The organism is Sediminibacillus halophilus, from assembly GCF_900103695.1.
Lineage (GTDB): Bacteria > Bacillota > Bacilli > Bacillales > Amphibacillaceae > Sediminibacillus > Sediminibacillus halophilus.
Genome location: NZ_FNHF01000004.1, coordinates 70,696 through 96,712 on the forward strand (window position 1 = coordinate 70,696; position 26,017 = coordinate 96,712).

The window sequence follows — 26,017 nt, forward strand, 5'->3', positions numbered from 1 at the left end:
TGGGCGGGTTCTTTAAAAGTGAAACAATGATACTATATCCTTGGGTAGTCTTGATAATCAAAGGGTTATAATAGAGAATGGATAGATAACAGAAGTATTGAAAAGGTTCGTGTTATCGAGGAAAGTGATTTTGGTGAAAGCGAACGAAAAGGGTACTACTCAATCGTTTTGAGGAGTGAAATAAATGCAGGATATTTCTATTTTGATAGCAGACGACGAAAAGGAGATTGCCGACTTGATTTCCATCCATCTGGAGAAAGAGGGATATCGCCTTATCGTGGCAGCGGATGGTGAAGAGGCGCTGGACATAGTGCGGCGTCAATCCATTGATCTGCTTGTTTTGGATATCATGATGCCGAAGATGGATGGATATGAAGTGACTCGCCAGATTCGGGAGCATTACAATATGCCGATTATTTTTTTGAGTGCGAAGACTTCAGATTTTGACAAGGTTCAAGGGTTGGTGATCGGGGCGGATGATTATATGACAAAGCCCTTTAATCCAATTGAATTGGTTGCCAGGGTCAATGCACAGTTGCGCCGATTTAAGAAATGGAATCAAAAGCAGGCAAAACAAACTTTCGACTTGGAGTTCGGTGGTTTGCATATTTCACCTGATCAACGAAGTGTGTTGCTGTATGGGGAAGTAATCGAATTGACGCCGAAAGAGTTTGATATTTTGTATTTGCTGGCCAGCCATCCGAAGAAAGTTTTCAGTGTGGAAAATATCTTTCAGCGAGTGTGGGATGAAGCGTATTATGAGGGAGCCAATACCGTGATGGTTCATATCCGTACCCTCCGGAAGAAGCTGAAGGAAGACAAGCGGAAAAACAAATTTATCAAAACAGTTTGGGGCGTTGGATATGCATTCGATGGGTAACCTGTTACGCAGTTTTCGATCGAAAATGGTAATGCTATTCGGTTTGAGTATGCTGCTTTCCGGGCTGGTGACATATGTAATCTATAAAGGTTTGCAATATTATTATCATACCATGGTTGATTACCAGGATCCGATCACACGCTTGCGGGCATTTATTCTCCAGGTGGGGGATATTAATTTCTTTTTAATCATTTTTATCCCGGTTGCGATATTGTTTTTCTTCATACTTACGAAGCCTTATTTAACTTATTTCGATGAAATATCGAAGGGAATACACTACCTTGCCCGAGGAGACTTTCAACAAAGGATTGCCATCCAGACCAACGATGAATTCGGAGATATAGCACAAGACATCAACCTGGCAGGAGAGAAACTGAAAGAGGCGATTGAGAGAGGTGATTTTTCAGAGAGCAGCAAAGACCAGCTGGTGGTGAATTTGGCGCACGATTTGAGGACCCCACTTACCTCTGTATTGGGATATTTGGAGCTGATATTGAAGGACGACAGCTTGTCCGAGGAGCAAAAGAAGCATTATATCACCATCTCCTATACGAAATCCCAGCGACTGGAAAGACTGATTGATGAATTGTTTGAGCTGACAAGGATGAATTATGGCATGTTGAGCGTTGAAAAAACACCGTTAAACCTAAGTAATTTACTGAATCAATTAACGGAAGAACTATATCCGGTTTTTGAACAAAATCAATTGGCCGCCAGGTTGGAAATTGTTCGGAATTTGCCGATTTCGGGAGACGGTGAGCTGTTGGCGCGGGTATTTGAAAACCTACTGGCTAATGCGATCCGCTATGGACAGGATGGTCAGTTCGTCGATGTGAAGGGGTATAGGGATGCAGATGACGCGGTGGTCCAAGTCATCAACTATGGAGACAGTATATCAGAAGATGAATTGCCCTACTTGTTCGATATGTTTTATAAGGGGGATAAAGCCCGTGCGCACCAGGAAAACAGTACTGGTCTCGGCTTGTTCATCGCTAAGAACATCATGGAGCAGCATGGCGGTACGATTACTGCGGACAGCAATTTAATCCGTACGGTGTTTGAAGTCCGAATGCCGCTGAATGAAGAGGAAATGAACCAGACTTAGAAGCCGTTCTCAATACTTTAAGAAATATTTAAACTTTACCCCACTTCTTTTTTAAACAGTTTTTCCTATTCTATAACCAGCTCGGAATGAGGAGGAAACAGAAATGAAGAAGTGGGTTTTATTATTGTTGTTAGTATTAATCGGTTTTGGTTATTTTTACGGAGATAAGACTAGTCCTATATTACACGATAAGGTAAAAATCGAGGAAAAGGAAGGTTTCCGGAATACTGAGAAAATAGAAGTTGGAAAAGAGCGGATATATGAGGGAGAGCTGTTATTGGTAAATGAGCAGTATCCAGTACATGAAGAAAGCGTCAGACAAGACATAGTAGAATTGTTTAACCACCCGGAATTGACGAAGAACTATGGACTGCTAAACAATGACATAAAGCTATCGGCGGCTTTAGCCGAGGACTTTTCTTCGATGGTACAAGCTGCTGAACAAGATGGAGTAAATCACTTTCTCATAAGCAGCGGTTATCGCGGTTTCGAAGAACAAAATCGATTGTATCAAGACATGGGGGCAGATTATGCATTGCCAGCAGGAAAGAGTGAACATAATCTCGGACTGTCACTTGATGTTGGATCGACTGAGGCTGAAATGAGGATAGCGGAGGAAGGGAGATGGATAGAAAAAAATGCATGGAAGCATGGATTTATCCTCCGTTATCCAAAGAATAAAACGGCAGTCACCGGCATTTCCTATGAGCCGTGGCATATTCGTTATGTTGGCTTGCCGCATAGTGCGGTTATGCACGATAAAAACCTTGCGTTGGAAGAATACCTTAAGTATTTGAAACAAGAAGAAAAAATAACAGTTGAAGTGGATGGAAAAACATATGTCGTTTGTTACTATCCGATATCGGAAACCACAACCATCGAGGTGCCGGTGGATGGCGATTATTCTATATCCGGCGACAACATCGGCGGTGTCATCGTGACATCGGAGAAATAGAAAGAAGGGAAGCCGCAGAAAAAACGTGAATGGAAAAAACTCATAGAAACCTGAGAGAAGGTTTTCTACAAGTCGTAGGGCTTTGCCAGATTGGATATCACTGTGCGACAAATGTATTTTTACTGTTCGGTCCCAGATTGTCACCGCCGTATCCGGACATGCCTTCCAGATTCACGAAGCATGGAATGACTGTATAGTGTACGCCAGGGGTAGCATTAACACTAAATGTCAGCAGAAAGCGACTGTTGGAATCGTCCATTGGACGAATGATGGCCATGTTGGGAGTGAGACTGTTTGTTGGCAGCAGCATCATGTCATTTCTACCTAGGGTGGCAATATCGGAGGGAGTGGCCAGGTTGTTCCGTATCCAATAATTTTGTACGTTCATGGCCGAACGTAAATCTGTCGGCTGGTCATAAACAAGCTCGATTTGATTCGGAGCTATTTGCGTGGCGGAAAGAAGAATCGGATGGGACACCATCATAGGACATTGGGCGACACTCCTTGTTGAAAAGTAGGCTGTTAAGCCACTTTATTATATGAAGCAAAGGAGAAAATGTAACTTCTGCCCCGGTCTGACGCCATTTTGTTAATCAGTTAATCGAAATGGTTTTTCTCTTTGTGCTGCAAAATCTTTTTCATCTTTTGATGCAACTCTATTAAATATTCCTGATTATCCTTCAAGCCTTTCAACTGCTTCAAAATAAAGATCAAACAGCTAAGTATAACGAGTATAAATAAAATTAATCCCAAGTCTATAAAAAAACTCATTTTCTTCCCTCCAAATATATGTTTCAGTATATCAGGAAGCTGTAACGCAAGCATCCATCTTTAAAAAGGCAACCCGTCCCAGTTGAATTTCGTGTCTAATCCTCTATATAATGAAAAACATTGCAGCAAAGAATAGGGGGAGAAAAATTGGGATACATAAGAAAATTTTTACCGATGGTGACACTGGTGCTTTTGTTGGCAGCCTGCAGTAATAATCAAACCAGCGAAACAAGCGATGGAGATCAAGGCGGAGAAGAAGAGAAAGTGCTTCAGCTAAGTGCTCCGGGGGAAATTCCTGGACTGGATCCGACGATGGCAGACAACGATTTCAGTTTTGACATGATCAATCAGGTATTTGAAGGATTATACCGTCTTGATAAGGAGGGGAAACCTGAGCTTGCCCTTGCAGCAGAAGAGCCGGAAGTAAGCGAAGATGGAAGAATTTATACCTTCACCATTCGAGAGGATGCGAAATGGTCGGACGGATCGGCTGTTACGGCTGGTGATTTTGAATATGCTTGGAAAAAAGCGGTCAACCCAGATACAGCAGCGGCCTACGGACCGCAGTTTGAGGAGATCGTCGCCAACGCTTCCGAGATTCTTGTCGGTGACAAGCCGGTCGATGATCTCGGCGTCGAAGCACTTGATGAACATACCTTGAAAGTGACCTTGGAAAACCCTGTGCCATTTTTTAAGGAACTGCTGACAACGGCGATTTTCTTCCCGCAGCCTGAAGACTTTGTCGAGAAGCAGGGGGAAGCGTATGCGAGAGATTCGGAGCATATTTTGTTTAATGGACCGTTTGTCATGGAAGACTGGTCGGGCACTGACACGTCGTGGACCTTCCAAAAAAACGATCAATATTGGGACAAACAAGCGGTGAATGTCGACAAAATCGAAATGAATGTTGTCAAAGATACATCGACGGCTGTGAATCTTTATAAAAAGGATCAGCTGGATCGTATTGAATTGACCGGCGAATACGTTGATGAATATAAAGAGAGTGAAGAATACCATACCTTCTTGACTGGTGCTACTTCTTACTTGAAAATGAATCAGGGCAAGGATGGAGAAACCACTGATTTAGCCAATTTGCATATCCGCAAAGCAATCAACATGGCATTGGATAAACAAAAAATGGTCGATACCATTCTTAATAATGGTTCCATCGTTGTCAATGGCAACGTGCCAAAGGGACTGGCTGAAAATCCGGAAACCGGTGAAGATTTCCGTGTCGAAAATGGCGATTTGGTTGAGTATGATGTTGAGCAGGCTAAGGACGAATGGCAGCAAGGACTTGATGAGCTTGGCAAAGATAAACTGGAGTTCACATTGACTACTTCAGATTCTGGTACGTCCAAGCAATTTGCCGAAAACCTCAAATATCAGCTGGAATCGAACCTTCCCGGAATGACGCTGAACGTCAAAAGCGTCCCGCCTAAGGCAAGCATTTCAGCAAATGTGAACCAGGAATACGAACTGATTTTGACAGGGTGGAACGGTGACTACCAAGATCCGTTGACATACTTGAACCTGTTCATTACAGACAGCCCGGGAAATCACACTGGCTATTCGAACGAAGAATATGACCGCCTTGTCCTTGGAGCCAAATCTGATTTGGCCAACAAGCCGCAGGAACGATGGGATGCCTTGCTGAAGGCGGAGAGAATGCTGATTGAAGACAGCGCCGTGCTCGTTCCGCTGTATCAGAAAGGCAGTGCCTATTTGCAACAGGATTATGTGAAGGACCTGATCACCTACCAGGTGAGTGCCGATAATTATAAATGGGTCGACATAGAAAAATAATAATGAAATAGTTGAAAAGGCCATTCTGTTGAGGGGGAGAAACCGCGACGGAATGGTTTTTTTTGTAAGAAGCTTAACTGGTCTTATAAGCAAGACTCGGGCAAATTTCGGAAAAGAAGACATTGTTTCCCGACAACGGGGCACATCCCGCCATGACTGTAACAAGTGGTTCTTTAAATAAGTAAATCACAATACTGCACAATGATTGTTCATTAATCTAAACTGAAAGCGTATACAACGCTCTTTTTTTCCATGCTACAATGAAATCAGCAAGAGGGGGTGATGCAGTTTGGACGATCGCAGTGATCGAATCTTAAAAGAGATACTGAATTATCCTGGAACAACAAGCAAGCAGTTGGAAAAGAAGTATAATTTGTCGCGTCGTCAGCTTGGCTATAGTCTCGGCAAAATTAACAGCAGACTGAAAGAGAACAAATTGCCCGTCATTGAAAGGACTAGGCAAGGCCAGTTTTTGATCGGCCAGGAAGTATATTTTTATTTCAACCGGGATTCCGAGGCCATCGAAGAGGCGGGAGCACCCGTCTTATCGGAAAAACAGCGTGTATATTTAATAGCGTTGATGCTGATCAGCAGGGAAGACTTATCCCTCTATCATTTCACAAGTGAATTTTATGTCAGCAAAAACACCATATTACAGGATTTGAAATTGGTGGAGGAGCTTGTCGGGAAATTTGATCTTTCTGTACGCTATTCCCGTAAACGCGGCTATCTTCTGGAAGGAAACGAGTTTCAAGTGCGGCGTTTGTTGACATATACCACGAACAAGACGCTGGAAATGGTCAATGGCAAGACACACTTTCAAAGCATAACCGGCATTGGAGAAGCAGAGATTCAGGCACTGGCAGAAAGAGTCGGTGTAGTGGAAAAAGAGCTCGACTTGAAATTCACTGATGAGAAGTTGACCACGATGCCGTACATCCTATCTCTGGTCATCAAAAGGATCGACAAAGGGTGCTTGATCAATTCTTTTTACATCAAATATGAAGAACTGTCAGATACCAAGCAATACCAGGCGACGGAAAAAATATTATCCGACATCGGGCCAATTCCGATGGAAGAACGACTGTTCATCACGCTGTTCCTCCTGTCCACCAATGTTTATTGGTCGGGTTTTCTGACAGAAGAAACGATTCCCAATCTGATCAGTGCGCTCAGACATATGCTGCGGTTATTTGAGAAACGGGCATGTATTACCTTGCAGGATAAGGATCAGCTGCTCAACAAACTCCTTTTGCATGTCAAACCGGCCTATTATCGGATTAAATACCAGCTTACGGAAATGACGGAACATCCGTATGAACAGAACAAGCAGCTGCAGGAATTGCACCATTTGGTGAAGCAGTCTACCGGACCGCTGGAGGAGCTGATCGGATTACCGATACCGGAAAGCGAAACAAGTTATTTAACGCTGCTGATTGGCGGATGGATGACCAGACAGGGGGATGATATCCGTAAGAAGTGGAAAGCAATCGTTGTTTGTCCAAAAGGTGTATCAGTGTCCAGGATGATGTACAGCGAGCTTCGTCATTTGTTTCCGGACTTTATTTTTCTCGATACCTTGTCGATGAGGGAGTTTCAGGAGTATCAATTGGATTATGATATCGTCTTCTCCTCTGTTCCGATAAACACGACAAGGAAACTGTTCATTGCCAATCCGATTATGGAGCAGGAAGAAAAGGAAAGGCTCAAAAAGCAAGTGATGCTCGAGCTTAGCGGGGTTTTCCCCTCTGACATTGATATAGATGATTTGCTCGAGGTCATTTCTGACCATGCTGACATTCGAAATGAAAAGCAGTTGGCCACGGCTCTTTACCAATATATCCACCGTGATCCTAATGCCGCGATAAAACGCAGCAGCTCCGAGCAGGATGGCCTGACTCTGGCCGATTTGTTGAGACCGGAACTGATTACACTCAAGCAAACAGCCGGCTCGTGGGAAGAAGCGGTCCGGATTGCGAGCGGTCCTTTGCTGGAAAGCGGGACTGTCACGGAGGGTTATGTCGAGGCGATGCTGGGGCATGAAAAAGATCCATATATTGTACTTGCGCCGAATATGGCGATTCCCCATGCTGCGCCTGATCAGGGGGTCCGGAAAGTGGGGATGAGCATGCTCCGTCTGGAAAAAGGGGTGCCCTTCACAGAGGATTACTCGATTCAAATCATTGTAGTTATCGCAGCTGTGGATAAAAAGAAGCACTTGAAGGCCTTAATCCAGCTAATGGAACTGGCCAGATCAGAAGAAGCACGCAGCCAAATTATGAACGCCGATACCCGTTCCGCCGTTCATGCCGTGATTCAACAATATGCCGACACGTATTATTTCCAACAAGGTAGCGAGGTGGAGACATGAATGATTTCTATTTTGAAGAAGCCAACATACTTTTAAATCTGGAAGCAGAAAACGACAAAGACGTACTAGTTCAGATGGGGAGAAACTTGCAGGAGCTTGGTTTAGTTCATGAGAGCTTTATCGATGCGATTGTCGCCAGGGAGGAAGAATTTTCAACCGGACTTCCTACCAGCACCATTTCCGTGGCGATACCCCATACCGATATCGAACACGTGAAGCAGAAGTCCATCAGTATTGGGGTATTAAAAAACGAAGTGGGGTTCGGGGTGATGGGTGATCCCGAAGAAACGACGCGGGTCAAGGTAGTGTTCATGCTGGCGATGGATGAAGCTCATTCACAGCTTTATCTATTGCAGCGGTTGATGAGCATTTTTCAGCATAACACCATGTTGACCACAATCGCCCAGGAGCAAGACAAAGCAAAGATTGTCAGACTTGTGAAATCAGAGTTGGACATAATCAACGAAGGAGGAGAAGTGACATGGCAAAAAAACAAGTACTAGTTGCCTGTGGTGCAGGAATAGCAACATCGACCATCGTAAATAACGCAATCGAGGAAATGGCCAAAGAACATCAACTTGATTTGGATGTCAAACAAATCAAAATAGCAGAGGTGAACAGCTATGCAGAAACAGCGGATCTTCTGGTAACGACAGCGACCATTCAAAAAGAATACGACTTTCCGGTTATCACGGCGCGTTCCTTTTTGACTGGTATCGGAGTAGAAGATACCAAAAAACAAATACTCGATGCATTGCTGAAGTAGAGGAAAATAACGGGAGGAGCAACAGTCTTGGTATGGGTGAAACACTTTTTGTGAAATTTTTCACAAAAAGAAACCTTTTTAGACGCCAATTAAAAAATCAGGGGGGATGAAAGTGCAGGGATTTGTTGATTTTATACAAGGATTTCTCGATTTGGGAGCGACGGTCATTTTACCAGTAGCCATTTTTATATTGGGTCTGGTCTTTGGGCAAAAGCCGGGAAAAGCGTTTCGCTCCGGCCTGACCATTGGGGTAGCGTTTGTTGGTATTTTCCTGGTTGTTGATCTGCTTGTCAACAACTTAGGACCGGCCGCCCAGGGAATGGTGGAAAGGCTTGGAGTAGAGTTGAATGTCATTGATGTGGGATGGCCGGCAACGTCATCGATTGCCTGGGCCTCTGTGGTAGCAGCCTTTATCATCCCGCTAGGATTGGTTGTCAATGTCGTCATGCTCTTGACGAAAACAACCAAAATCATGAACGTGGACATTTGGAACTTCTGGCATTATACCTTCATGGGAGCGGTCGTATATTCCATTTCCGATAGTATTGTCCAAGGGCTTATCGCGGCGGTCATTTTTCAAATTATCACCCTTAAAATTGCCGATTGGACAGCGCCGATGGTCCGAGATTTTTACGATTTGCCCGGAGTGGCCATTGCAACAGGAAGTACAGTATCTTATGCGCCGGGAATCTGGATGGTGAAATTGCTTCAAAAAATACCAGTTATCAAAGACTTGAACGCCGATCCGGATACCATTCAAAAACGATTCGGGATTTTTGGAGAGTCGATTTTCATTGGGTTGGCTTTAGGAGCGATCATCGGGGCTTTGGCAGGCTATGGAGTCGGTGACATCATTGATATCGGCATGGCAATGGCAGCTGTCATGGTATTGATGCCTAGGATGGTCAAAATTTTAATGGAAGGCCTGATGCCTGTATCGGAATCGGCACGCGAATGGCTCAACAAACATTTCGGCAACCGCGAAATCAATATCGGACTCGATGCAGCCGTATTGCTTGGTCATCCTTCGGTCATTGCTACTGCTTTAATCCTGGTACCGATAACCGTCGTTCTCGCAGTCATTTTACCGGGAAACGCTTTGCTGCCTTTTGGTGACTTGGCCACTATTCCGTTTGTTGTAGCTTTTATCGTAGGGGCAGCCCGGGGCAATATAATCCATTCCGTGATCGTAGGGACAGTGATGATCGCATTGTCGCTGTATATGGCCACAGATATTGCGCCAGTTTTCACCGAGATGGGGGCAAACGCCGATTTAGAAATGGACATTGCTGAAAAGTCGACACGAATATCCAGTATCGACCAAGGCGGAAATTTAATCAACTGGCTCATCTGGAGATTTTTCGAATTATTCAACTAAGGAAGTGGAGGAGCGATGTTTAGATGAAATCATTGGTCAAAACAGCGCCCGGATTCGGTCATCTGGAGATCCAGGAACGTCCGGAGCCGTCGCCTGGAAAGAATCAAGTGAAGATTCAGGTCAAATGTGCCGGCATCTGCGGCTCTGACATTCACACGTATGAAGGCAACTATCGAGTCGCAGTGCCTGTGACATTGGGGCATGAATTTGCAGGTGTGGTGGTGGAAGTCGGGGAAAATGTCTCGGAATTTAAGGTTGGTGATCGTGTCACTTCTGAAACGACTTACCAGATCTGCGGCGAGTGTGCATATTGTTTGTCGGGAGATTACAATCTCTGCAGCAATCGCAAGGGACTCGGCTCTCAACAGGATGGCGGTTTTGCTGAATATCTGATTGCCCGGAAAGAAAGCGTTCATCATTTACCGGAGAACGTCGATTTTCAAGCTGCTGCTATGACCGAGCCATTAGCCTGTACGTACCATGCCGTAGAAAAAGCTGTTATCCATCCAGGTGACCTTGTTGTCGTTCTTGGTCCTGGACCGATTGGTCTTTTGACTGCCCAGGTTGCAAAGAGCCGCGGTGCCGTTGTCATTATTACCGGGCTCGATCATGATCAGGTTCGTCTCGATAAAGCGGAAGAAATCGGGATCGATCATGTGGTCAATATTCAACATGAGGATTTGAAACAATTGGTGGACCATTTAACGGATGGATATGGAGCAGATATAGTGATGGAATGCTCAGGGGCCGTTCCCGCGGCGAAACAGGGATTGGATTTGTTGCGGAAGAAGGGGCAATATGTCCAGGTCGGTTTGTTTCCGAAGGCGGATGTTGACTTTGACCTGGAGAAAATAATTCAAAAAGAAATCCGGGTAATGGGCACGAGAAGCCAAAAGCATGCGGATTGGGAACCTAGTCTGGCACTGATGAATGAAGGAAAGGTAGATGCTGCCACATTGGTCACCCATGAATTTCCGATTAGCGAATGGGAGAAAGCCTATGAGGTGATAAAAAGTGGGGAAGCAATCAAAGTGTTGCTCAAGCCTATTGGCTGAGGCACGCAATTGCTGTACCGGACATACTGAAAAGGGGTGGGGAAATGGTTGATAGTTTTTTGGACTTGATGCTTGGTAATTTTCGTATCATCAGTTCCTTTTATTTTCAGCACCAAAGCCTATTGAATGCAATCATAGTCGGAGCGGCGGTATATCAGCTGTTATTCCGCAAAAGCAACCCAGCTCGCAGACAAACGCGCAGCGAAGGATAGAAAGAAAGGATGGGGAGGATGAAAGCACTCAACCTTTACGGGGTGAAGGATCTCCGTTGTGAGCAAACTCCCGAGCCTGTCGTAGAGCACGAGAATGAGGTAATCATAAAGGTAAAAGCGGCGGGGATTTGCGGCTCGGATATTTCCCGATATCAAAAGCTTGGTCCATATGTTAAAGGAATGACTTTTGGTCACGAATTTTCAGGAGAGGTCGTGGAAACCGGAAAAGCCGTCACCGAAATAAAAATAGGTGACAGAGTTGCTGCCTGTCCGGCATATGCCTGCGGGAAATGTGAAAACTGTCGCAGTGGCGAGCCGGCCCGCTGTGCCCAATTGACTGTCATCGGGGCTCGGCATCCAGGAGCCTATGCGGAATATGTGAAGCTTCCCGCCGGGCATGTCATGCAGTTGCCTGATAATGTCGACTATGACACAGCGGCTCTCGTTGAACCCGCATCGGTCGTTGCCCACGGGTTTTACCGCACGAGCGTCCGACCTGGGGCAGAAGTAGCGGTGATGGGAGCCGGCAATATCGGTCTGTTGGCGATTCAATGGGCGAGAATATTCGGTGCCAAAAAAGTATATGCTATCGATGTCGACGATCAAAAGCTGGAAATAGCCAAGCAGCTGGGGGCTGATGTGACGGTCAATCCATTGGAACAACCGGCTGACGAACAAATCATGGAACAGACTGGCGGGCATGGTGTCGATCTGGCGGTAGAGTCTGCCGGATCCCCTGTCACCTCATCGCAAGTGTTGGCACTACCGCGAAAAGGCGGCGAAGTGGTGTTTTTGGGGATTCCTTATGCCGACGTTACGATGGAGCGGAATTATTTTGAAAAAATTGTCCGCAATGAATTACGTGTGCTCGGTTCCTGGAATGCTGTGTCTGCACCTTTTCCAGGAAAAGAATGGACGTCGACGATCCACTATATGAGTAGGGGAGAAATCCAGGCCGAACCAATGATTTCGCATCGTATTCAACTAGAAGAAGGGCCGTCTATGTTCCAAAAGCTCGTCAACCGTGAAGAGAAAGCCGCCAAGGTGCTGTTCTATCCGGATAAGGAGTAAGCGTTGGAAAAGCGATATGAAAGCTAGTATCTCCAAACATTCCCGGGATTATCAATTCAACACACTCCAAAATGTGGAGTGATTGCCTTGATACTTCCTCGTATCAAAAAGGATGGGAAGAGGAAAAGTAACAAGGAACGACCATCTAGGGGGTGAACAGCTCATGGACAAGCAAAGAGGTATGTGGATTCCGCTGATTGCTTCAGTTGGGATCGGTGCCGCAGCTTATTACAGCATGACGAAAGGACAGGGGCTGGGTAAAACAATCCAACAGTCGATGCCGATGATGTCCGGCATCACCGGCCAGGGCGGAAACGCTCATTCACCACAAGCCCAGAACCTTTTCTAAAACCCTATAGATTCAAAAGCACCCTTTGAACAGGCGCTCCAATACGGAGCCGCCGCTCAGGGTGCTTTTTATTGGGGACTGACCCCCACCACTCTACCACTGCAGCGCGCTAATACGGTGGGGGTCAGTCCCCGTACATCTCTCCTGCTATTCTCCCCCTGGTTCTTAGTCGAAGTCGTCGTATTCGTAGTTGAAGGGTTGTTGGCCGTAGGGGTTGTAGCCTTGGCCTGGGAATCCTTCTCCGTATCCTGGGTAACCGCCCTGACTAGGAAAACCATATCCAGGAAAGCCGTGTCCGGGATATCCATGGCCATGTCCAGGGTAGTTCCAATTAGGACCGCCGTGATGGTGTCCGTGGTGATGCTGCCAAGGCTGGCCACCGTAATGTGGCTGGTACCCGTGTCCGCCATAGCCGCCTCCGAAGCCTGGATAGGAATACCCTTGATTGTAGCCGGGATAATTGCCGCCTGTATAGCCGAATGGAGAAAATTGTCTCATCTCTTCTTCATGGAACAAAGTCAATCACCTTCTTTTCTGGATTCACCATTATCTTATTGTGCTAATACCCAGAGTGAGCTTATCCTGATAGAAATTAGGCTGCTATCCAGGTGTTAGCTTAAATTTTTAACAATGCCGGATGTTTTTTCTGAAAAATCCGGTTATTTCCTTGTTTTCCTGCTGTTGCAGCTTGGACGGCTCTAGTCCGAATGTAGTATAGTTATAGTAGGGAATTATGTGTACAACTTACACATAAAAAATTTGGAAGGAGTATGTATCTATATGACCCAGCACGCTTTTTTGTACAACTCCAAGATTAGTAAGGTCCTTAGAAATATCAACCAAGTAATCGTAGGAAAAGATGAACCCGCAACGTTAAGCCTTGTCGCTTTATTGGCCGGGGGACATGTTCTCCTAGAGGATGTTCCGGGAGTGGGAAAAACCATGTTAGTCCGGACCTTGGCCAAATCACTAGATTGTGATTTTAAAAGAATACAGTTTACTCCGGATTTGCTTCCATCCGATGTAACCGGAGTTTCGATATACAACCCGAAGGAATTGGAATTTGAATTTCGAGGAGGACCGATTCTTGGCAACATCGTCTTAGCTGATGAAATCAACCGGACCTCCCCGAAAACACAATCTGCTCTGTTGGAAGGCATGGAAGAAAACAGCGTCACGGTCGATGGCAATACAATCCAGCTGAAGCATCCCTTTTTTGTCATGGCTACCCAGAACCCGATTGAGTATGAGGGAACCTATCCACTGCCGGAAGCCCAGCTTGATCGGTTCTTACTCAAATTAAAAATGGGCTATCCAACTCCTCAAGAAGAACTGCAGATGCTGGAAAAAACATCGAAAAACCATCCCATTAACGATATCGAAGCAGTGATCGATAAAGAAGAATTGATCACCATTCAAAATGAAGTCAAGGATGTGTATATGGACCAGAACGTCCAACGCTATATCATCGATATCGTGACAGGAACAAGAGAACACCGGGGAGCCTATTTAGGGGTCAGTCCCCGAGGGTCGATTGCCCTGATGAAAGCGGCTAAGGCGTATGCCTATATACACGACCGCGATTATGTGCTGCCGGATGATGTGAAATATTTGGCGCCGTTCGTGTTGGCCCACCGGATCATTTTGACTTCGGAAGCAAAGTTTGAAGGCATAACGGCAGAAATGATCATTGAGGAGCTGCTCGGCAATGCCTCGATCCCTGTTCGAAAGGAATATAGTTGATGAAACGCTCGTTTTCCATGGGTTTTAAGTTTTTTTTCGTCTTGCTGTTATTTGGAATCTTTTTTGCCTATGCCATGTTCCAGGGAGGTTTCGTCAGCTGGTTTTTGTTTTATAGTTTTTTGCCGATCACTGTTTACATGTTTTTATTGCTGATCTATCCAATTTCCAATTGGACAGTGAAGCGCCGTTTGTCCAAACATATTGTCCAGGCTTCTGATCACCTTTCAGTAGAAGTGGAGGTGAGCCGGCGGTTCGCTTTTCCGCTTTACTATTGCATTGTCGAGGAGTACTTTCCCGCAAGCCTGCAAAAAGAAGATACCAGCCGTTCGAAGTTTCAGCGTATGAACCAGACAGATGCGCTGGCAAAACGGAGAGTCGTGAAACGTGTCTCCTTTCCATGGTTCAAGCGGAAATGGACATACCACTACACCCTGGACAACGTGCCGCGTGGAGAGCATCACCTTGGTGCCTTCCGCGTCAAAACAGGCGACTTTTTCGGCTTCATCAAAAAAGAATATGTATACCCGACTGCCAGTTATCTGCTCGTATTTCCTTCCCAGCGGGACCTTGTCTTTCGCGAAAAAGTGAACAGCTTCGAGGAAGGAGCGTCTGCTTCTTACAATATTAATGCCAAGAATACCAACGTCGTAACGGGTGTTAGGGAGTATATGCCGGGTGACCGTTTTTCCTGGATTGATTGGAAAACGACTGCCAGAAAAAACACGGTCATGACTAAAGAATTCGACCAGGAGAAAAGCTCGAACATGGTGCTGATCCTTGACGCCGTTGCCTTTCCCGGCCAAGACCAGATCGCCTTTGAAGGAAGTGTCGAAGTGACCGCTTCTCTATTGGAGGCCTTAAAACGGAAAGCTTCACAAATGACCTTCATTGGGCTGGGAGAGGAGCGTGTGTTTTTCCCGTTTCAAGAGGATCCGGCAAAAAATTTATTGAACCAGAACTATCTGGCTCGGATTCAACCTGGTGGCAATGTACCGTTTTCCAGAATGCTAGACCAGGAAACACGAAATATTCCGCAAGGGCTGGTCGCCATGGTTGTCACCAATCAACTCGATCAAGCCACCCTCAAATCATTGGAGCGGCTAAAGCGGAAAAGTAAAAAGATCATCGTCTTTCTGATTAAACCATCTGCAAAAATTACGGGGGAAGATAAGAGAATGATTCACCAATTATCTGTTGGAGGCATGTCGGTGAATGTACTGACGGAGGAGCAGCTGGTGCAGCAGAAGTTGGAGGTGATCAGCTGATGGCGTTAATTTCAAGCAGCAAACGCCAGCTTGTTTTCCGTACGATCATCTATCTTTGTGGTTTCTTATTGCTGTGGGAATGGCTGCGTCCATTGGAAACGCTGACGGATACCGGCAGCCTCTCAGCCTTCGTGATTTACACCGGATTTTGTTTTATCATATCGGTATTGAATATGAAATGGTGGCTGTCGATACCGCTGAAATTGGGCGGTTTACTGTTTGTACTCGATGGCTTGTTTATTTCCGAGGCCATGTTCTCAAAGGGTTGGTTCTATCTATTATACTTGCACGTCCAATATAATTTAGAGATGATTTCCAGTCAGAACTGGACGGAAATCACACCGTTGTTCCGCAGCTTGTTGTTTTTGGTTCTGTTATGGCTGATGAGTTATTTAATGTATTACTGGTTTGTCATTTCAAAAAGGATATTCTTGTTTGTACTGCTCACCTTTATCTACTTGACGGTACTCGATACGTTTACTGTCTATGAGGCAAACACGGCAATTGTCCGTGCTTTTATTGTTTCACTGATAGCGCTAGGCGTCTCGAATTTTTATAAAGAACTGGGCAGGGAGGCAATGACTTTTACCGGATTAAAACGGGTTTCCGCCTGGGTACTACCATTGGCTGCGGTGATTGTCTTTTCCAGCCTCGTTGGCTTTGCGGCACCTAAATTGGACCCGCAGTGGCCTGACCCGGTTCCTTATTTGACCAGTACATCACCGGATGCCGGTTTTGGTGAGGATGGTACAGGCGGGGTGCAAAAAGTGGGTTATGGGGAGGATGATTCCCGTCTCGGCGGTTCTTTTGTCCAAGATGACTCACTTGTCTTTCAAGCACAGGTCGAAGAAAAGCACTATTGGCGGATTGAAACCAAAGATATTTACACGGGAAAAGGTTGGGAACGATCGACAGAACCGGAATACAACCTGACCAGTGATGGATCAGTAGACTTCCATACGTTTGAAAACTCCGTGGAAACAAAGTCGCTTCAAGGGATCGTCACTTTTCAATCCAATGCTTTTTTCTCTAAACTTGTCTATCCATATGGGATCAAGCAGGTGGATGGGGAAGAAGATGTCAACTATCTAGTCGACGAAGAATTCGGTTCGATTGCCGTAGAGGCTCCTGAGCAGCAGGGAATTGTCGACCAATACCAGATTTCCTACGACAATCCTTCCTTTTCAATCGATCTCCTGTCAGAGGCAAACGGCGAAGATCCTCAAGCAATCAAGGATAAATACCTTCAGCTTCCGGATAACCTGCCGAACAGGGTTGGGAATCTTGCCAGCCAAATCATATCTGAGGAAGAGACGAGATATGATCAGGTAAAAGCGGTTGAGCAATATTTTAACCGCAATGGCTTTGTCTACCAGACAGAGGATGTGGCGGTTCCAGGTCGTAATCAAGACTATGTTGACCAGTTTTTATTTGAAACAAAGGCCGGTTATTGTGATAACTATTCCACGTCGATGACAGTGATGCTTCGTACACTGGATATTCCGGCGCGCTGGGTGAAAGGTTTTACAGGTGGAGATCTGGCGCCGGCTTCGGATGACAGTATCGAAGGCCTTAATAACTATAAAGTGACCAACTCCAACGCGCATTCCTGGGTGGAAGTGTACTTTCCGGAAGTAGGCTGGGTTCCATTCGAACCGACGCAAGGCTTCAGCAATCCGGTTGATTTCTATCAGGATGTCAATCAGCAGCAGGACAGCCCTGACACCGATGAGACTGCTGAGCAGGAAGAACAGGAGCGTCCTGGAAACCAGCAGGAAGTGGGGATGGAAGAGGATGAGGCAGCTTCTGACGATAATCCCAAAGTCCAGCTTGCAGATGGTTGGAGTTGGACTGTCGCCATAGTGGCAGCGGTACTGCTTGCAGTGGCTGTGATCCTCTTTCTCACCCGGTATCACTGGATGTCGGTCTGGATACGCAGGAAGTTTCATCACCAGCAAAATCCGCAAATGTACCAGGAGGCTTATCTGTTCTTGTTGAAGCTGCTGAACCATAAAGGGCTGGGTCGTCAGGAGGGCCAGACTTTAAGAGAATATGCCTTCCAGGTCGATAAGCGCTTCGAGTCGCAGGATATGGTCCGCCTTACGCATCAGTATGAACGGATGCTTTATCGTAATGAAACAGATTCGGCGCAATGGGGCAATATTACTGAATTGTGGGAAAACTTAATTAAACGGGCATTGTCTTGACCAGCTGTCTGCAGCGCTGATAGAATGGTAACAATTCAAGCGGGCTTGGCTATTCAGGGCCGGAAAACAAAGGAATAAACACTTCATATATCCTCGATAATAAGGTTCGAGAGTCTCTACCGGGGCACCGTAAACGCCCTGACTATGAAGGTGGGAATCACCAGCTGTTCCAGGCTGTGACGTATAGATTTCTGCCTTCCTCGAGACGGGAAGGCAGAAATCTATTTTTTTGCATTTGGTATGGAGGATTGCCGGTTCCTATAATAAAACTGGCAGCTACTACAAGAAAATGACAGCAATCAATTTGCGGAGCTAAGGAGATGGATGGGTTGGAAAACAATGAAATGATATTAGTCCTTGATTTTGGCAGTCAGTACAATCAGTTGATCACCAGAAGAATAAGAGAGTTCGGTGTATATAGCGAATTGCATTCCCATCGCTTGACGGCTGAAACAATCAAACGGATGAATCCGAAGGGGATCATCCTATCAGGTGGACCGCACAGTGTCTATGATGAGAACAGTTTTCGCTGTGATAAAGAGATTTTTGAACTGGGCATTCCGATTTTGGGAATTTGCTATGGCATGCAGCTGATAACGCTGCACTATGGCGGCCATGTCGAAAGAGCGAAAGAAAGAGAGTACGGCAAGGCGGACATCGATTTGACCGGCAGCCCGATCTTGTTCAACGGCACTCCGGCTAAGCAAACAGTATGGATGAGTCACGGCGATAAAGTAATCGAGCCTGCCGATGGTTTCACAATCGATGCAACCAGTCATTCGACCCCGGTTGCAGCCATCAGCAACACGGACAAGCAGCTGTACGGCGTTCAATTCCATCCGGAAGTAAGAAATACGGAGTATGGCAACAATCTGTTGAAACAGTTTGTTTTTGATGTGTGTCAGGCCAGCGGTGATTGGACAATGGAAAACTTCGTCGATCAGGAAGTGGAAAAAATCCGTGCCAAAGTCGGAGACAAAAAAGTCCTCTGTGCACTTAGCGGCGGTGTGGATTCTTCTGTAGTGGCGGCATTGATTCATAAGGCAATCGGTGACCAGCTAACCTGTATCTTCGTAGATCACGGATTGCTGCGTAAAAATGAAGGCGACATGGTCATGGAAACATTCCGGGACGGATTTCATATGAACATCATCCGCGTCGATGCCCAGGAGCGGTTTTTAAGCAAATTGCGCGGAGTGGCAGATCCGGAGCAAAAACGGAAAATCATCGGCAATGAATTTATTTACGTCTTTGATGACGAGGCGGATAAATTGAAGGATATTGATTACTTGGCGCAAGGGACCCTCTACACCGACATTGTAGAGAGTGGAACGGAAACCGCCCAAACGATCAAATCCCACCACAATGTAGGCGGACTGCCGGAAAACATGCAGTTCGAACTGCTCGAGCCGCTTAACACACTGTTTAAAGACGAAGTAAGGGAACTGGGCATCGAGCTTGGTGTACCGGAAGAAATCGTCTGGCGCCAGCCATTCCCGGGGCCAGGACTCGGGATCCGGGTTCTTGGAGAAATAACGGAAGAGAAGGTGGAGATCGTCCGGGAATCGGATGCGATTTTACGAGAAGAAGTGAAGCTGGCCGGACTGGAAAGAGATATCTGGCAATACTTTACTGTGCTTCCGGATATCCGGAGCGTAGGGGTCATGGGCGATGCCAGGACTTATGATTATACGATCGGCATCCGTGCGGTCACTTCGATCGATGGCATGACTTCGGACTGGGCGAGGATTCCATGGGATGTGCTTGAAAAGATTTCTACCCGGATTGTCAATGAGGTCGACCATATTAACCGGGTTGTTTATGACGTGACCAGCAAGCCGCCTGCTACGATTGAGTGGGAATAAGAAACTAAAATGATTTATATTAAACAAGCCTATTTTACAGTGTTAATTGTGTGTTAAAAGCTGTGAAATAGGTTTGTTTTTATATTATTCCCCACCAGTCTCCCCACCACGATATACACTTTCAATAAAATATTAATGAATAGTATTTGTTGTATATTTATAACAAAAAGATTAAAATATAGACATAAATATATGACTATTATTAATAAAAATGATTAATATAAGGAGAGTTTTATGAATGACTGAAATACAAAATGAGAGAAATAAACGATTTAAAAATCTGGCTGAAAAAAGAACTCAAAAGATTTTAGATACACTGGATTTGATTGCTAACCTTTCTGTGAGAAATAACTATGACTATTCCGAGGAAGAAGTTAATGAAATGTTCAATGCGATAGAAAATAAAACTTCTGAAGTGAAAAAACTCTTTATAAAACAAAAGGCTCAAAAAACAGAGTTTAAATTCTCTGATAATTAAATCTGAGTAAATATAAGAAACTATGGGAATATAATATTTCCTATAGAGTATCAAATAAGGCAGGAATTTCTGAGGAAGTATATTTAATGCTTTCAATATAATGTATAATGGTGGTAAAAATTGTTTTGAACGGATGAGGAAATTGAATAGACAGAAATATTTTGATTATATTGCTGAAAAGTTAGAAGTTCTTTCTCAAAGAATCATCTCAAATGGAAAGCTAAATTTACTTCATTTGAATATACATTCTGAAACGTTATATAGAGATATGTTAAATATTTTGTATGGATACCACCTCGAACCTTCTAATATTGGGAAAGCTAATGCAGAAGCCATAGATTTAATAGATACAGAAAACAAGATAGCTATCCAGGTGTCCTCAACTGCAACTAAAGCGAAGATTAATAATACTTTAGGAAAAGACAAGGTGAAAGATTTATCAGATGAGGATTATAGTATAAAGTTTGTTTTTGTGGCTAATGAAGCCAAAAATTTAAAGGGGAATACATACAATAATATCCATAACATTACCTTTGATCCCAATAAGGATATTTTGGATAAAATTACAATATTAGAAAAAATATCTCAATTACATATTGATAGAATGACATTGCTTCATGATCTAATACAAAAGGAGTTTGGAGAGAGACCAGATACTCGAAAACTTAGTTCTAATTTGGCAGCAATTGTTAACTTTTTATCTAAAGAAAATTTGGGTAATGTTCCTAATATAATACAACTAAATGATTACGGCATTGAAGAAAAAATTGAGTTTAATGAATTGAACGATATTAAAGAGTCTACTTTTGATGAATATAAGATATATTATGGTATTCTTGATAGGATTTACAAAGAATTTGTGGTAGAAGGGTCTAATAAGACTGTATCTGTTTTAAGAAAGATAGCCTCATTTTATGAAGAAGAAGTGTTGAATAAAGAATCAATTAATGTTGAGAAGTTTTTTAATGTTATTGGAAAAGTTGAAGAGCACGTGCTTAAAAGTGACATAGTGAGAAAGATACCAGAAGAGGAAATTGATATGTGTATTAGAATTATAGTTGTTGATGCATTTGTGCGATGTAAAATATTTAAGAATCCTAGGGGTTATACTCATGTTACTACTTAATGATATAAAACCAGAAATGAGTATCTATTATTGTGCTTCTTTATTAATAAAAGAGATAAAGAAACAAGAAGGGCAAGATATAGTTTCTCTATATAAGACTGTAAAGGAAAAACACCGAATTTCACTAAAGATATTTGCTTATTGTCTGGATTGGCTATACTTAATAGAAGCAGCCAAAGTTGATAAAAAAGGTGGAGTGTATTTGTGTACTTAAAAGAATTAAAAATAGAATCGAGAGATAAGGTAATTAGGGAAATACCATTCCATTTGGGGACAAATTTAATTGTAGATGAAACACAAAATCAAAATAATATAGAGACAGGTAATAATATTGGAAAGACAACTGTCCTTGCGTTAATAGATTATTGCCTAGGCGGTGATTCGGAACAAATTTATAAAGACCCTGAATCTAATAAGATTATAGACTTTGTTAAGGATTACTTGGTTAATGAAGAGATATTAATAACTTTAATATTAAAGAGAGAATTATTGGAAGAAAAATCAAAGGAAATTACTATCGAGCGTAACTTCCTGCAAAGAAATAAAAAAATCATGAAGATTAACGGTGAAAACCTTACTAAAAATAAAGGTAAAGATTTCGTAGACAAGTTAAGTGGGTTAATTATTGGCGAGAGAGAAAACGATAGGCCTGGAATTAGACAAATTTTCGCCCATAACATTCGATATAAGGACGAAAGGATTAATAATACACTAAAAGTACTTAATAGGTACTCTACCAATGTCGAGTACGAGACACTTTATCTATACATGTTCGGACTACCAGTTTCTGATAGAACTTATCTGATGAAAAAGCTTAAAATTGAGCAAAACTTTAAAGGGAGATTAGAAAAAAAGCAAGCTAAACCAGAATTAGAATTACAAATAGATATAGTAAAAGACAATATCAAGAACTTAGAAGAAAAGAAACGTGTTTTAAATATAAATGAGAAATATGAAGAAGAATTACAAGAGCTTAATAGTACTAAATATAGAATCAGTAAGATCGGATCGAAGGTTAGTGAATTATCTTTAAGAAAAGAGCTTTTAAAAGAGACTGAAAATGAGTTAAAACGGGATATTTCAGATGTTGATTTAGATGCATTAAGAGGGTTATATTCAGTGGCAAAGAAAAGTGTCAATGATATTCAAAAAACTTATGAACAATTAATCCAATATCACAATAATATGATACTCGAGAAAATAAAATATATTACACAAGATCTGCCTAACCTAGAGTCAGAAATAGAAAAACATAATCAAAACTTGGAAAAGGAACTAGCAAATGAAAAATATTTGATTAATAAACTTTCTTCAAGTGATACTTTTAGTGATCTAGAGAATATTATTTCAGATTTAACTAGTAATCATCAAAAACTCGGGGAATTAGAAAATAGTTTATCACAGATAGAAACTTCAGAAGAGAATATTACTAAGATAAACGACGATATTGAGTTATTGGATGGTAATAGGTTCACAACTGAATTTCAAGATTTGCTTAAAAAACAACTGATGAAATTTAATAAGCATTTTAAGGAAGTGTCGAAGGAACTTTATGGTGAAGAATATGGAATTACGTTTTCAGTAAAAGAAGACAGGAAAACTAAGAAAAACTACTATGCTTTTGAATGTTTTAACCTAAATATAAGCTCCGGAAAAAAACAAGGAGAAATTTTATGCTTTGACATTGCATATATATTATTTGCAAGAAGTGAGGGAATTCCTCATTTGGACTTTATCTTAAATGATAAAAAAGAATTAATGCATGGAAATCAACTATTAAAGGTTAATGACTTTGCTTGGAAAAATAATATACAATTAGTCTTTTCAATATTAAAAGATAAGATTCCAGAGGAAATAAACAATGATAAACATATTGTTTTAAGCTTATCTGAAAAAGACAAACTTTTTAGGATTGAAGAACAACAATAAAGGATTGCGCATATTAGCATGTCTAATGTGTGCAATCCTTTTTTTATTAGGTTATTACATCTATTTACAATACATTTATTGCATAAATAATAATAAATGTATTATATATTAATGAATAAATGTTGATATATTTATTAATTAATGATATTGTATTTATGTAATAAATAGTTAAGAGGGTGGAGGGTGATTAAACAGAAGTCAGTAGATAGGGTTATAAAAAGTTAGAGGAGGAATAGAAATTGTCGATAAATAATGTGAACTACCTAAAATTTTATAGAAACGGTTCTTTGTTAGGTAGTAATTCATGGGAAAGTTTCATTAATTACAAATTGTTAAATGCTGAAAAGTTAAGGTTCGATTGTGATCGTTCTAAAGAATCAAAAGCTATGCTGAAGAAAATTTATGGTGAGGCTTCTTATACTGATACACTGATAAGTCCTCAAAGTTATGTAACGCTCTATATGCGCTATTATCATTCTGACTTGTTAGAGTATAACGAAAGATATAAGAAATATATCGTGCCTAATATTACATCATTAAAAAAGCAAATGGTTAATGAGGGTATTGCAGAAAAAGTTAAAACAATTAACAATCAGGCAGTGTGGGCATATTTTGCTAAAATGAACACTATTCAGGTTCACGATTCAATGCTTAAGTTTTTACATGCAGTATATACCTTTCCTAATTTTAGTAGTGTATGTCATGGCTTTAATATAGGAAGGGTTGCCAAAACTCAAGATAACTTCATAGTCGCTTTATACCATATTTACTATTATTTTGAAGAGCGAGAAATGGGAAGTCTGAATTCAACTACTTGTGACCAATTAGCAAGATTTTTGAGCCAAAACAGGTTCAATAATTTTGTTTCTTTAAATCAAGATGAAGTTGTAAGTAATGTACAAACCTGGCTAGACAATTACTCAAGCTTTGCGAATTTTATAGAGAGGTACTATCTACAAGATTTTCTAGAAGATCCCGATAACTCTTGCTCAAAACCTAAAGAATTATGGGAGGGTATATTTGACGGAAAACTACTGCCATCTAAGAAGGATTTTCTAACAAGTATAGATTTTTTAACTAATGCAATAAAGTCTAGAGGTAAACGAATTGATGCAGCTAATTCAAAGTGAAGAGTGTAGGGGAAAGTGAAAATTATGATATTTAGTATGTTAAAGAAATTTAATAACAATAGTGAGTGGAAGGAAATTAAATATCCTCAGAGGAAATTTGGATCATTAAAGTATCTCCTATCCATCTTCATTATATTGCTGACAATTTTCCTTTTAATATTGTCAAATGCCATACCTTCTCTAACATTCAATATTCCTGTAATTCATCGTTCAATTAGTTTTAATTGGGTAATTAATCTACTAATAGTAGCTATATGGGGGATAACAATATATAAAAGTGTTTTAGTGTATTTTAACCTTCTTAAAAGTACTAAGTCATGGATTGCTAATAATCTAGCTTACATGATTGGTACTCTAAAATTATTTGACGAGGAATACTTCGAGAATATTACGAATGATAATAAAGTAATTCGAGAAAAACGAATTATAAGGGTTATACGAATCTATTACAAAGAAACAGAAAAGTATGTATTTGTTAGAATTATGCGTGATGGAGACCGTTTTACGAACGAAGCAACTAAACTAGGAGAAAACTTGGAATCAAGCCTAGGAATGGAGCTAGAATCTACTAATATGACTGTAAATTACGCTGAATATATCTTTATAAAGCGTAAAGACGAACGTATTGATCTTAATTCGATGGTTAATAAAGTAAATGGTTCAGAAGAAATAAAGATTACAGGAAACATATCCTATGAGCTTTCTAAGGTTCCTCATTCTCTTATCGTTGGTGGGACTGGCTCAGGTAAATCCTTCTTTATCTTGGGTAAAATTGTAAATTATTTAAAATTATCTCCGCAAGCCGATTTACGAATTATTGACCCTAAAAAGGCTGATTTGAGTTTACTTCGATTTGTTACAGGGTTTGAAAACAAGGTTGCAACTGAAGCTAATCAAATATGTCGAATACTCCGAGAAACTGTCGAATTGATGGAGCGAAGATATGCAGATTATTTTAATGATGTATCAGCCTTCGGGAAAACGTATAGAGATTTTAATTTACCTGTAGTAATCGTGATTTTTGATGAATTTTCTGCGTTTATGCATTCAGTAGATAAAAAAGTTGCTAAAGAAGCTCTAGATTATGTTTTTACGATTGTGATGAAAGGAAGACAAGCGGGAGTAATGATTGAAATACTAATGCAACGACCATCAGCAGATGATTTACCTACGAATATAAGGGCTCAAATGGGCTTCAAAACAGGGCTAGGAGCTATGGACTCTATTGGCTATAATATGATTTTCGATACAAATAGTATTGAATATAAAACCGTGACAGAAAAAGGCGGGGGTTATATCCAAATTGATGGGAAACATACTGCCCCTGTTTATTTTGAAACACCGTATATAGATAAAGACTATGACTTTATAACTGAAATAGAGAAGTTAATGAAAAATCAAGAAACAATTGAACTTTGACCGTCATTTTTCGTGAAGGTTTGAGGCGGAGGCAAAGCCATCCGAACGGAGTGACCGAAAACGTTCGCGAAAAATGATGGCTTCATGTTGAGCGTACTTTGCTCAACATGAGGAACTACTAAAAGTCGCAGCACCC

General features: G+C 42.2%; 25 protein-coding genes and 1 riboswitch. Of the genes, 22 read left to right on the forward strand and 3 right to left on the reverse strand.

All coding sequences use genetic code 11. From position 1 onward, the window contains the following. The first annotated feature begins 184 nt into the window (after positions 1-184). The 3 genes from BLR82_RS14255 to BLR82_RS14265 all read left to right on the forward strand — a co-directional run bounded on the left by BLR82_RS14255 (position 185) and on the right by BLR82_RS14265 (position 2,940). A complete protein-coding gene (locus BLR82_RS14255; RefSeq protein WP_074600155.1) occupies positions 185-880 on the forward strand; it encodes a response regulator transcription factor in 696 nt (231 codons plus the stop codon). Beyond that, positions 873-1,985, forward strand: coding sequence for a sensor histidine kinase (locus tag BLR82_RS14260; protein ID WP_074600156.1), 1,113 nt, complete (start codon positions 873-875; stop codon positions 1,983-1,985). Before BLR82_RS14255 ends, BLR82_RS14260 begins: the two co-directional genes overlap by 8 nt. A gap of 103 nt (positions 1,986-2,088) precedes the next feature. Then, positions 2,089-2,940 carry a M15 family metallopeptidase gene (locus BLR82_RS14265; protein WP_074600157.1) on the forward strand — a complete coding sequence of 284 codons (852 nt, stop codon included), beginning with the start codon at positions 2,089-2,091 and terminating at the stop codon, positions 2,938-2,940. A gap of 97 nt (positions 2,941-3,037) precedes the next feature. Here BLR82_RS14265 and BLR82_RS14270 read toward each other — a convergent pair whose 3' ends face one another. Then, positions 3,038-3,424: a hypothetical protein gene (locus BLR82_RS14270; RefSeq protein ID WP_074600158.1), complete on the reverse strand. Its 387-nt coding sequence runs from the start codon at positions 3,422-3,424 to the stop codon at positions 3,038-3,040. Positions 3,425-3,537: 113 nt separating this feature from the next. Next, positions 3,538-3,711 (reverse strand): hypothetical protein, encoded by a 174-nt coding sequence (locus tag BLR82_RS21105; RefSeq protein ID WP_175486821.1) that lies wholly within the window; start codon positions 3,709-3,711, stop codon positions 3,538-3,540. A 174-nt stretch (positions 3,712-3,885) separates the two neighbouring features. On the opposite strand from BLR82_RS21105, the gene BLR82_RS14275 reads away from it, so the two are divergent. From BLR82_RS14275 to BLR82_RS14310, 9 genes are all read left to right on the forward strand, one after another. Further along, entirely contained in the window at positions 3,886-5,517 is a 1,632-nt protein-coding gene (locus BLR82_RS14275) for a peptide ABC transporter substrate-binding protein (protein ID WP_074600374.1), read from the forward strand. Between the two features lie 289 nt (positions 5,518-5,806). Beyond that, the gene (locus BLR82_RS14280; RefSeq protein ID WP_074600159.1) at positions 5,807-7,888 is read left to right on the forward strand and encodes a BglG family transcription antiterminator; all 2,082 of its coding nucleotides are present in this window, start codon (positions 5,807-5,809) and stop codon (positions 7,886-7,888) included. Continuing rightward, positions 7,885-8,391, forward strand: coding sequence for a PTS sugar transporter subunit IIA (locus BLR82_RS14285; protein ID WP_074600160.1), 507 nt, complete (start codon positions 7,885-7,887; stop codon positions 8,389-8,391). Before BLR82_RS14280 ends, BLR82_RS14285 begins: the two co-directional genes overlap by 4 nt. Continuing rightward, complete coding sequence (locus BLR82_RS14290; RefSeq protein ID WP_074600161.1) at positions 8,370-8,654, forward strand: PTS sugar transporter subunit IIB; 285 nt, start codon at positions 8,370-8,372, stop codon at positions 8,652-8,654. Before BLR82_RS14285 ends, BLR82_RS14290 begins: the two co-directional genes overlap by 22 nt. A 112-nt stretch (positions 8,655-8,766) precedes the next feature. Beyond that, a complete protein-coding gene (locus BLR82_RS14295) occupies positions 8,767-10,032 on the forward strand; it encodes a galactitol-specific PTS transporter subunit IIC (protein ID WP_074600162.1) in 1,266 nt (421 codons plus the stop codon). Positions 10,033-10,055: 23 nt separating this feature from the next. Beyond that, the gene (locus tag BLR82_RS14300; protein WP_074600163.1) at positions 10,056-11,087 is read left to right on the forward strand and encodes a zinc-binding dehydrogenase; all 1,032 of its coding nucleotides are present in this window, start codon (positions 10,056-10,058) and stop codon (positions 11,085-11,087) included. 44 nt (positions 11,088-11,131) lie between these two features. Continuing rightward, positions 11,132-11,299: a hypothetical protein gene (locus BLR82_RS21110; RefSeq protein ID WP_175486822.1), complete on the forward strand. Its 168-nt coding sequence runs from the start codon at positions 11,132-11,134 to the stop codon at positions 11,297-11,299. An 18-nt stretch (positions 11,300-11,317) separates the two neighbouring features. Next, the gene (locus tag BLR82_RS14305; RefSeq protein WP_074600164.1) at positions 11,318-12,370 is read left to right on the forward strand and encodes a galactitol-1-phosphate 5-dehydrogenase; all 1,053 of its coding nucleotides are present in this window, start codon (positions 11,318-11,320) and stop codon (positions 12,368-12,370) included. 163 nt (positions 12,371-12,533) lie between these two features. Next, positions 12,534-12,719 carry a hypothetical protein gene (locus tag BLR82_RS14310; protein ID WP_026569204.1) on the forward strand — a complete coding sequence of 62 codons (186 nt, stop codon included), beginning with the start codon at positions 12,534-12,536 and terminating at the stop codon, positions 12,717-12,719. 165 nt (positions 12,720-12,884) lie between these two features. On the opposite strand, the gene BLR82_RS14315 is transcribed toward BLR82_RS14310, so the two are convergent. Next, entirely contained in the window at positions 12,885-13,235 is a 351-nt protein-coding gene (locus BLR82_RS14315) for a hypothetical protein (protein ID WP_245693828.1), read from the reverse strand. A gap of 264 nt (positions 13,236-13,499) precedes the next feature. Between BLR82_RS14315 and BLR82_RS14320 the strand changes: the two genes are divergently transcribed. The 10 genes from BLR82_RS14320 (at position 13,500) to BLR82_RS14365 (ending at position 25,881) form a co-directional block, all read left to right on the forward strand. Then, positions 13,500-14,462 (forward strand): AAA family ATPase, encoded by a 963-nt coding sequence (locus BLR82_RS14320; protein ID WP_074600165.1) that lies wholly within the window; start codon positions 13,500-13,502, stop codon positions 14,460-14,462. Continuing rightward, entirely contained in the window at positions 14,462-15,727 is a 1,266-nt protein-coding gene (locus tag BLR82_RS14325) for a DUF58 domain-containing protein (protein ID WP_074600166.1), read from the forward strand. Before BLR82_RS14320 ends, BLR82_RS14325 begins: the two co-directional genes overlap by 1 nt. Further along, positions 15,727-17,934 carry a transglutaminase TgpA family protein gene (locus tag BLR82_RS14330; RefSeq protein WP_074600167.1) on the forward strand — a complete coding sequence of 736 codons (2,208 nt, stop codon included), beginning with the start codon at positions 15,727-15,729 and terminating at the stop codon, positions 17,932-17,934. Before BLR82_RS14325 ends, BLR82_RS14330 begins: the two co-directional genes overlap by 1 nt. Before the next feature lie 63 nt (positions 17,935-17,997). Further along, positions 17,998-18,099, forward strand: a riboswitch (purine riboswitch). A 155-nt stretch (positions 18,100-18,254) separates the two neighbouring features. Then, on the forward strand, positions 18,255-19,799 hold the full coding sequence (gene guaA / locus BLR82_RS14335; protein WP_074600168.1) for a glutamine-hydrolyzing GMP synthase: 1,545 nt from the start codon (positions 18,255-18,257) through the stop codon (positions 19,797-19,799). A gap of 238 nt (positions 19,800-20,037) precedes the next feature. Further along, positions 20,038-20,277 carry a hypothetical protein gene (locus BLR82_RS14340; protein ID WP_074600169.1) on the forward strand — a complete coding sequence of 80 codons (240 nt, stop codon included), beginning with the start codon at positions 20,038-20,040 and terminating at the stop codon, positions 20,275-20,277. Positions 20,278-20,419: 142 nt separating this feature from the next. After that, complete coding sequence (locus BLR82_RS14345) at positions 20,420-21,403, forward strand: ABC-three component system protein (RefSeq protein WP_074600376.1); 984 nt, start codon at positions 20,420-20,422, stop codon at positions 21,401-21,403. Then, entirely contained in the window at positions 21,390-21,617 is a 228-nt protein-coding gene (locus BLR82_RS14350; RefSeq protein WP_074600170.1) for an ABC-three component system middle component 6, read from the forward strand. The genes BLR82_RS14345 and BLR82_RS14350 overlap by 14 nt, the downstream gene beginning before the upstream one ends. Continuing rightward, entirely contained in the window at positions 21,608-23,332 is a 1,725-nt protein-coding gene (locus BLR82_RS14355; protein ID WP_074600171.1) for a DUF2326 domain-containing protein, read from the forward strand. Before BLR82_RS14350 ends, BLR82_RS14355 begins: the two co-directional genes overlap by 10 nt. 239 nt (positions 23,333-23,571) lie before the next feature. After that, complete coding sequence (locus BLR82_RS14360; RefSeq protein ID WP_074600172.1) at positions 23,572-24,462, forward strand: hypothetical protein; 891 nt, start codon at positions 23,572-23,574, stop codon at positions 24,460-24,462. A gap of 24 nt (positions 24,463-24,486) precedes the next feature. Then, on the forward strand, positions 24,487-25,881 hold the full coding sequence (locus BLR82_RS14365; RefSeq protein WP_074600173.1) for an FtsK/SpoIIIE domain-containing protein: 1,395 nt from the start codon (positions 24,487-24,489) through the stop codon (positions 25,879-25,881). Positions 25,882-26,017: the final 136 nt, after the last annotated feature.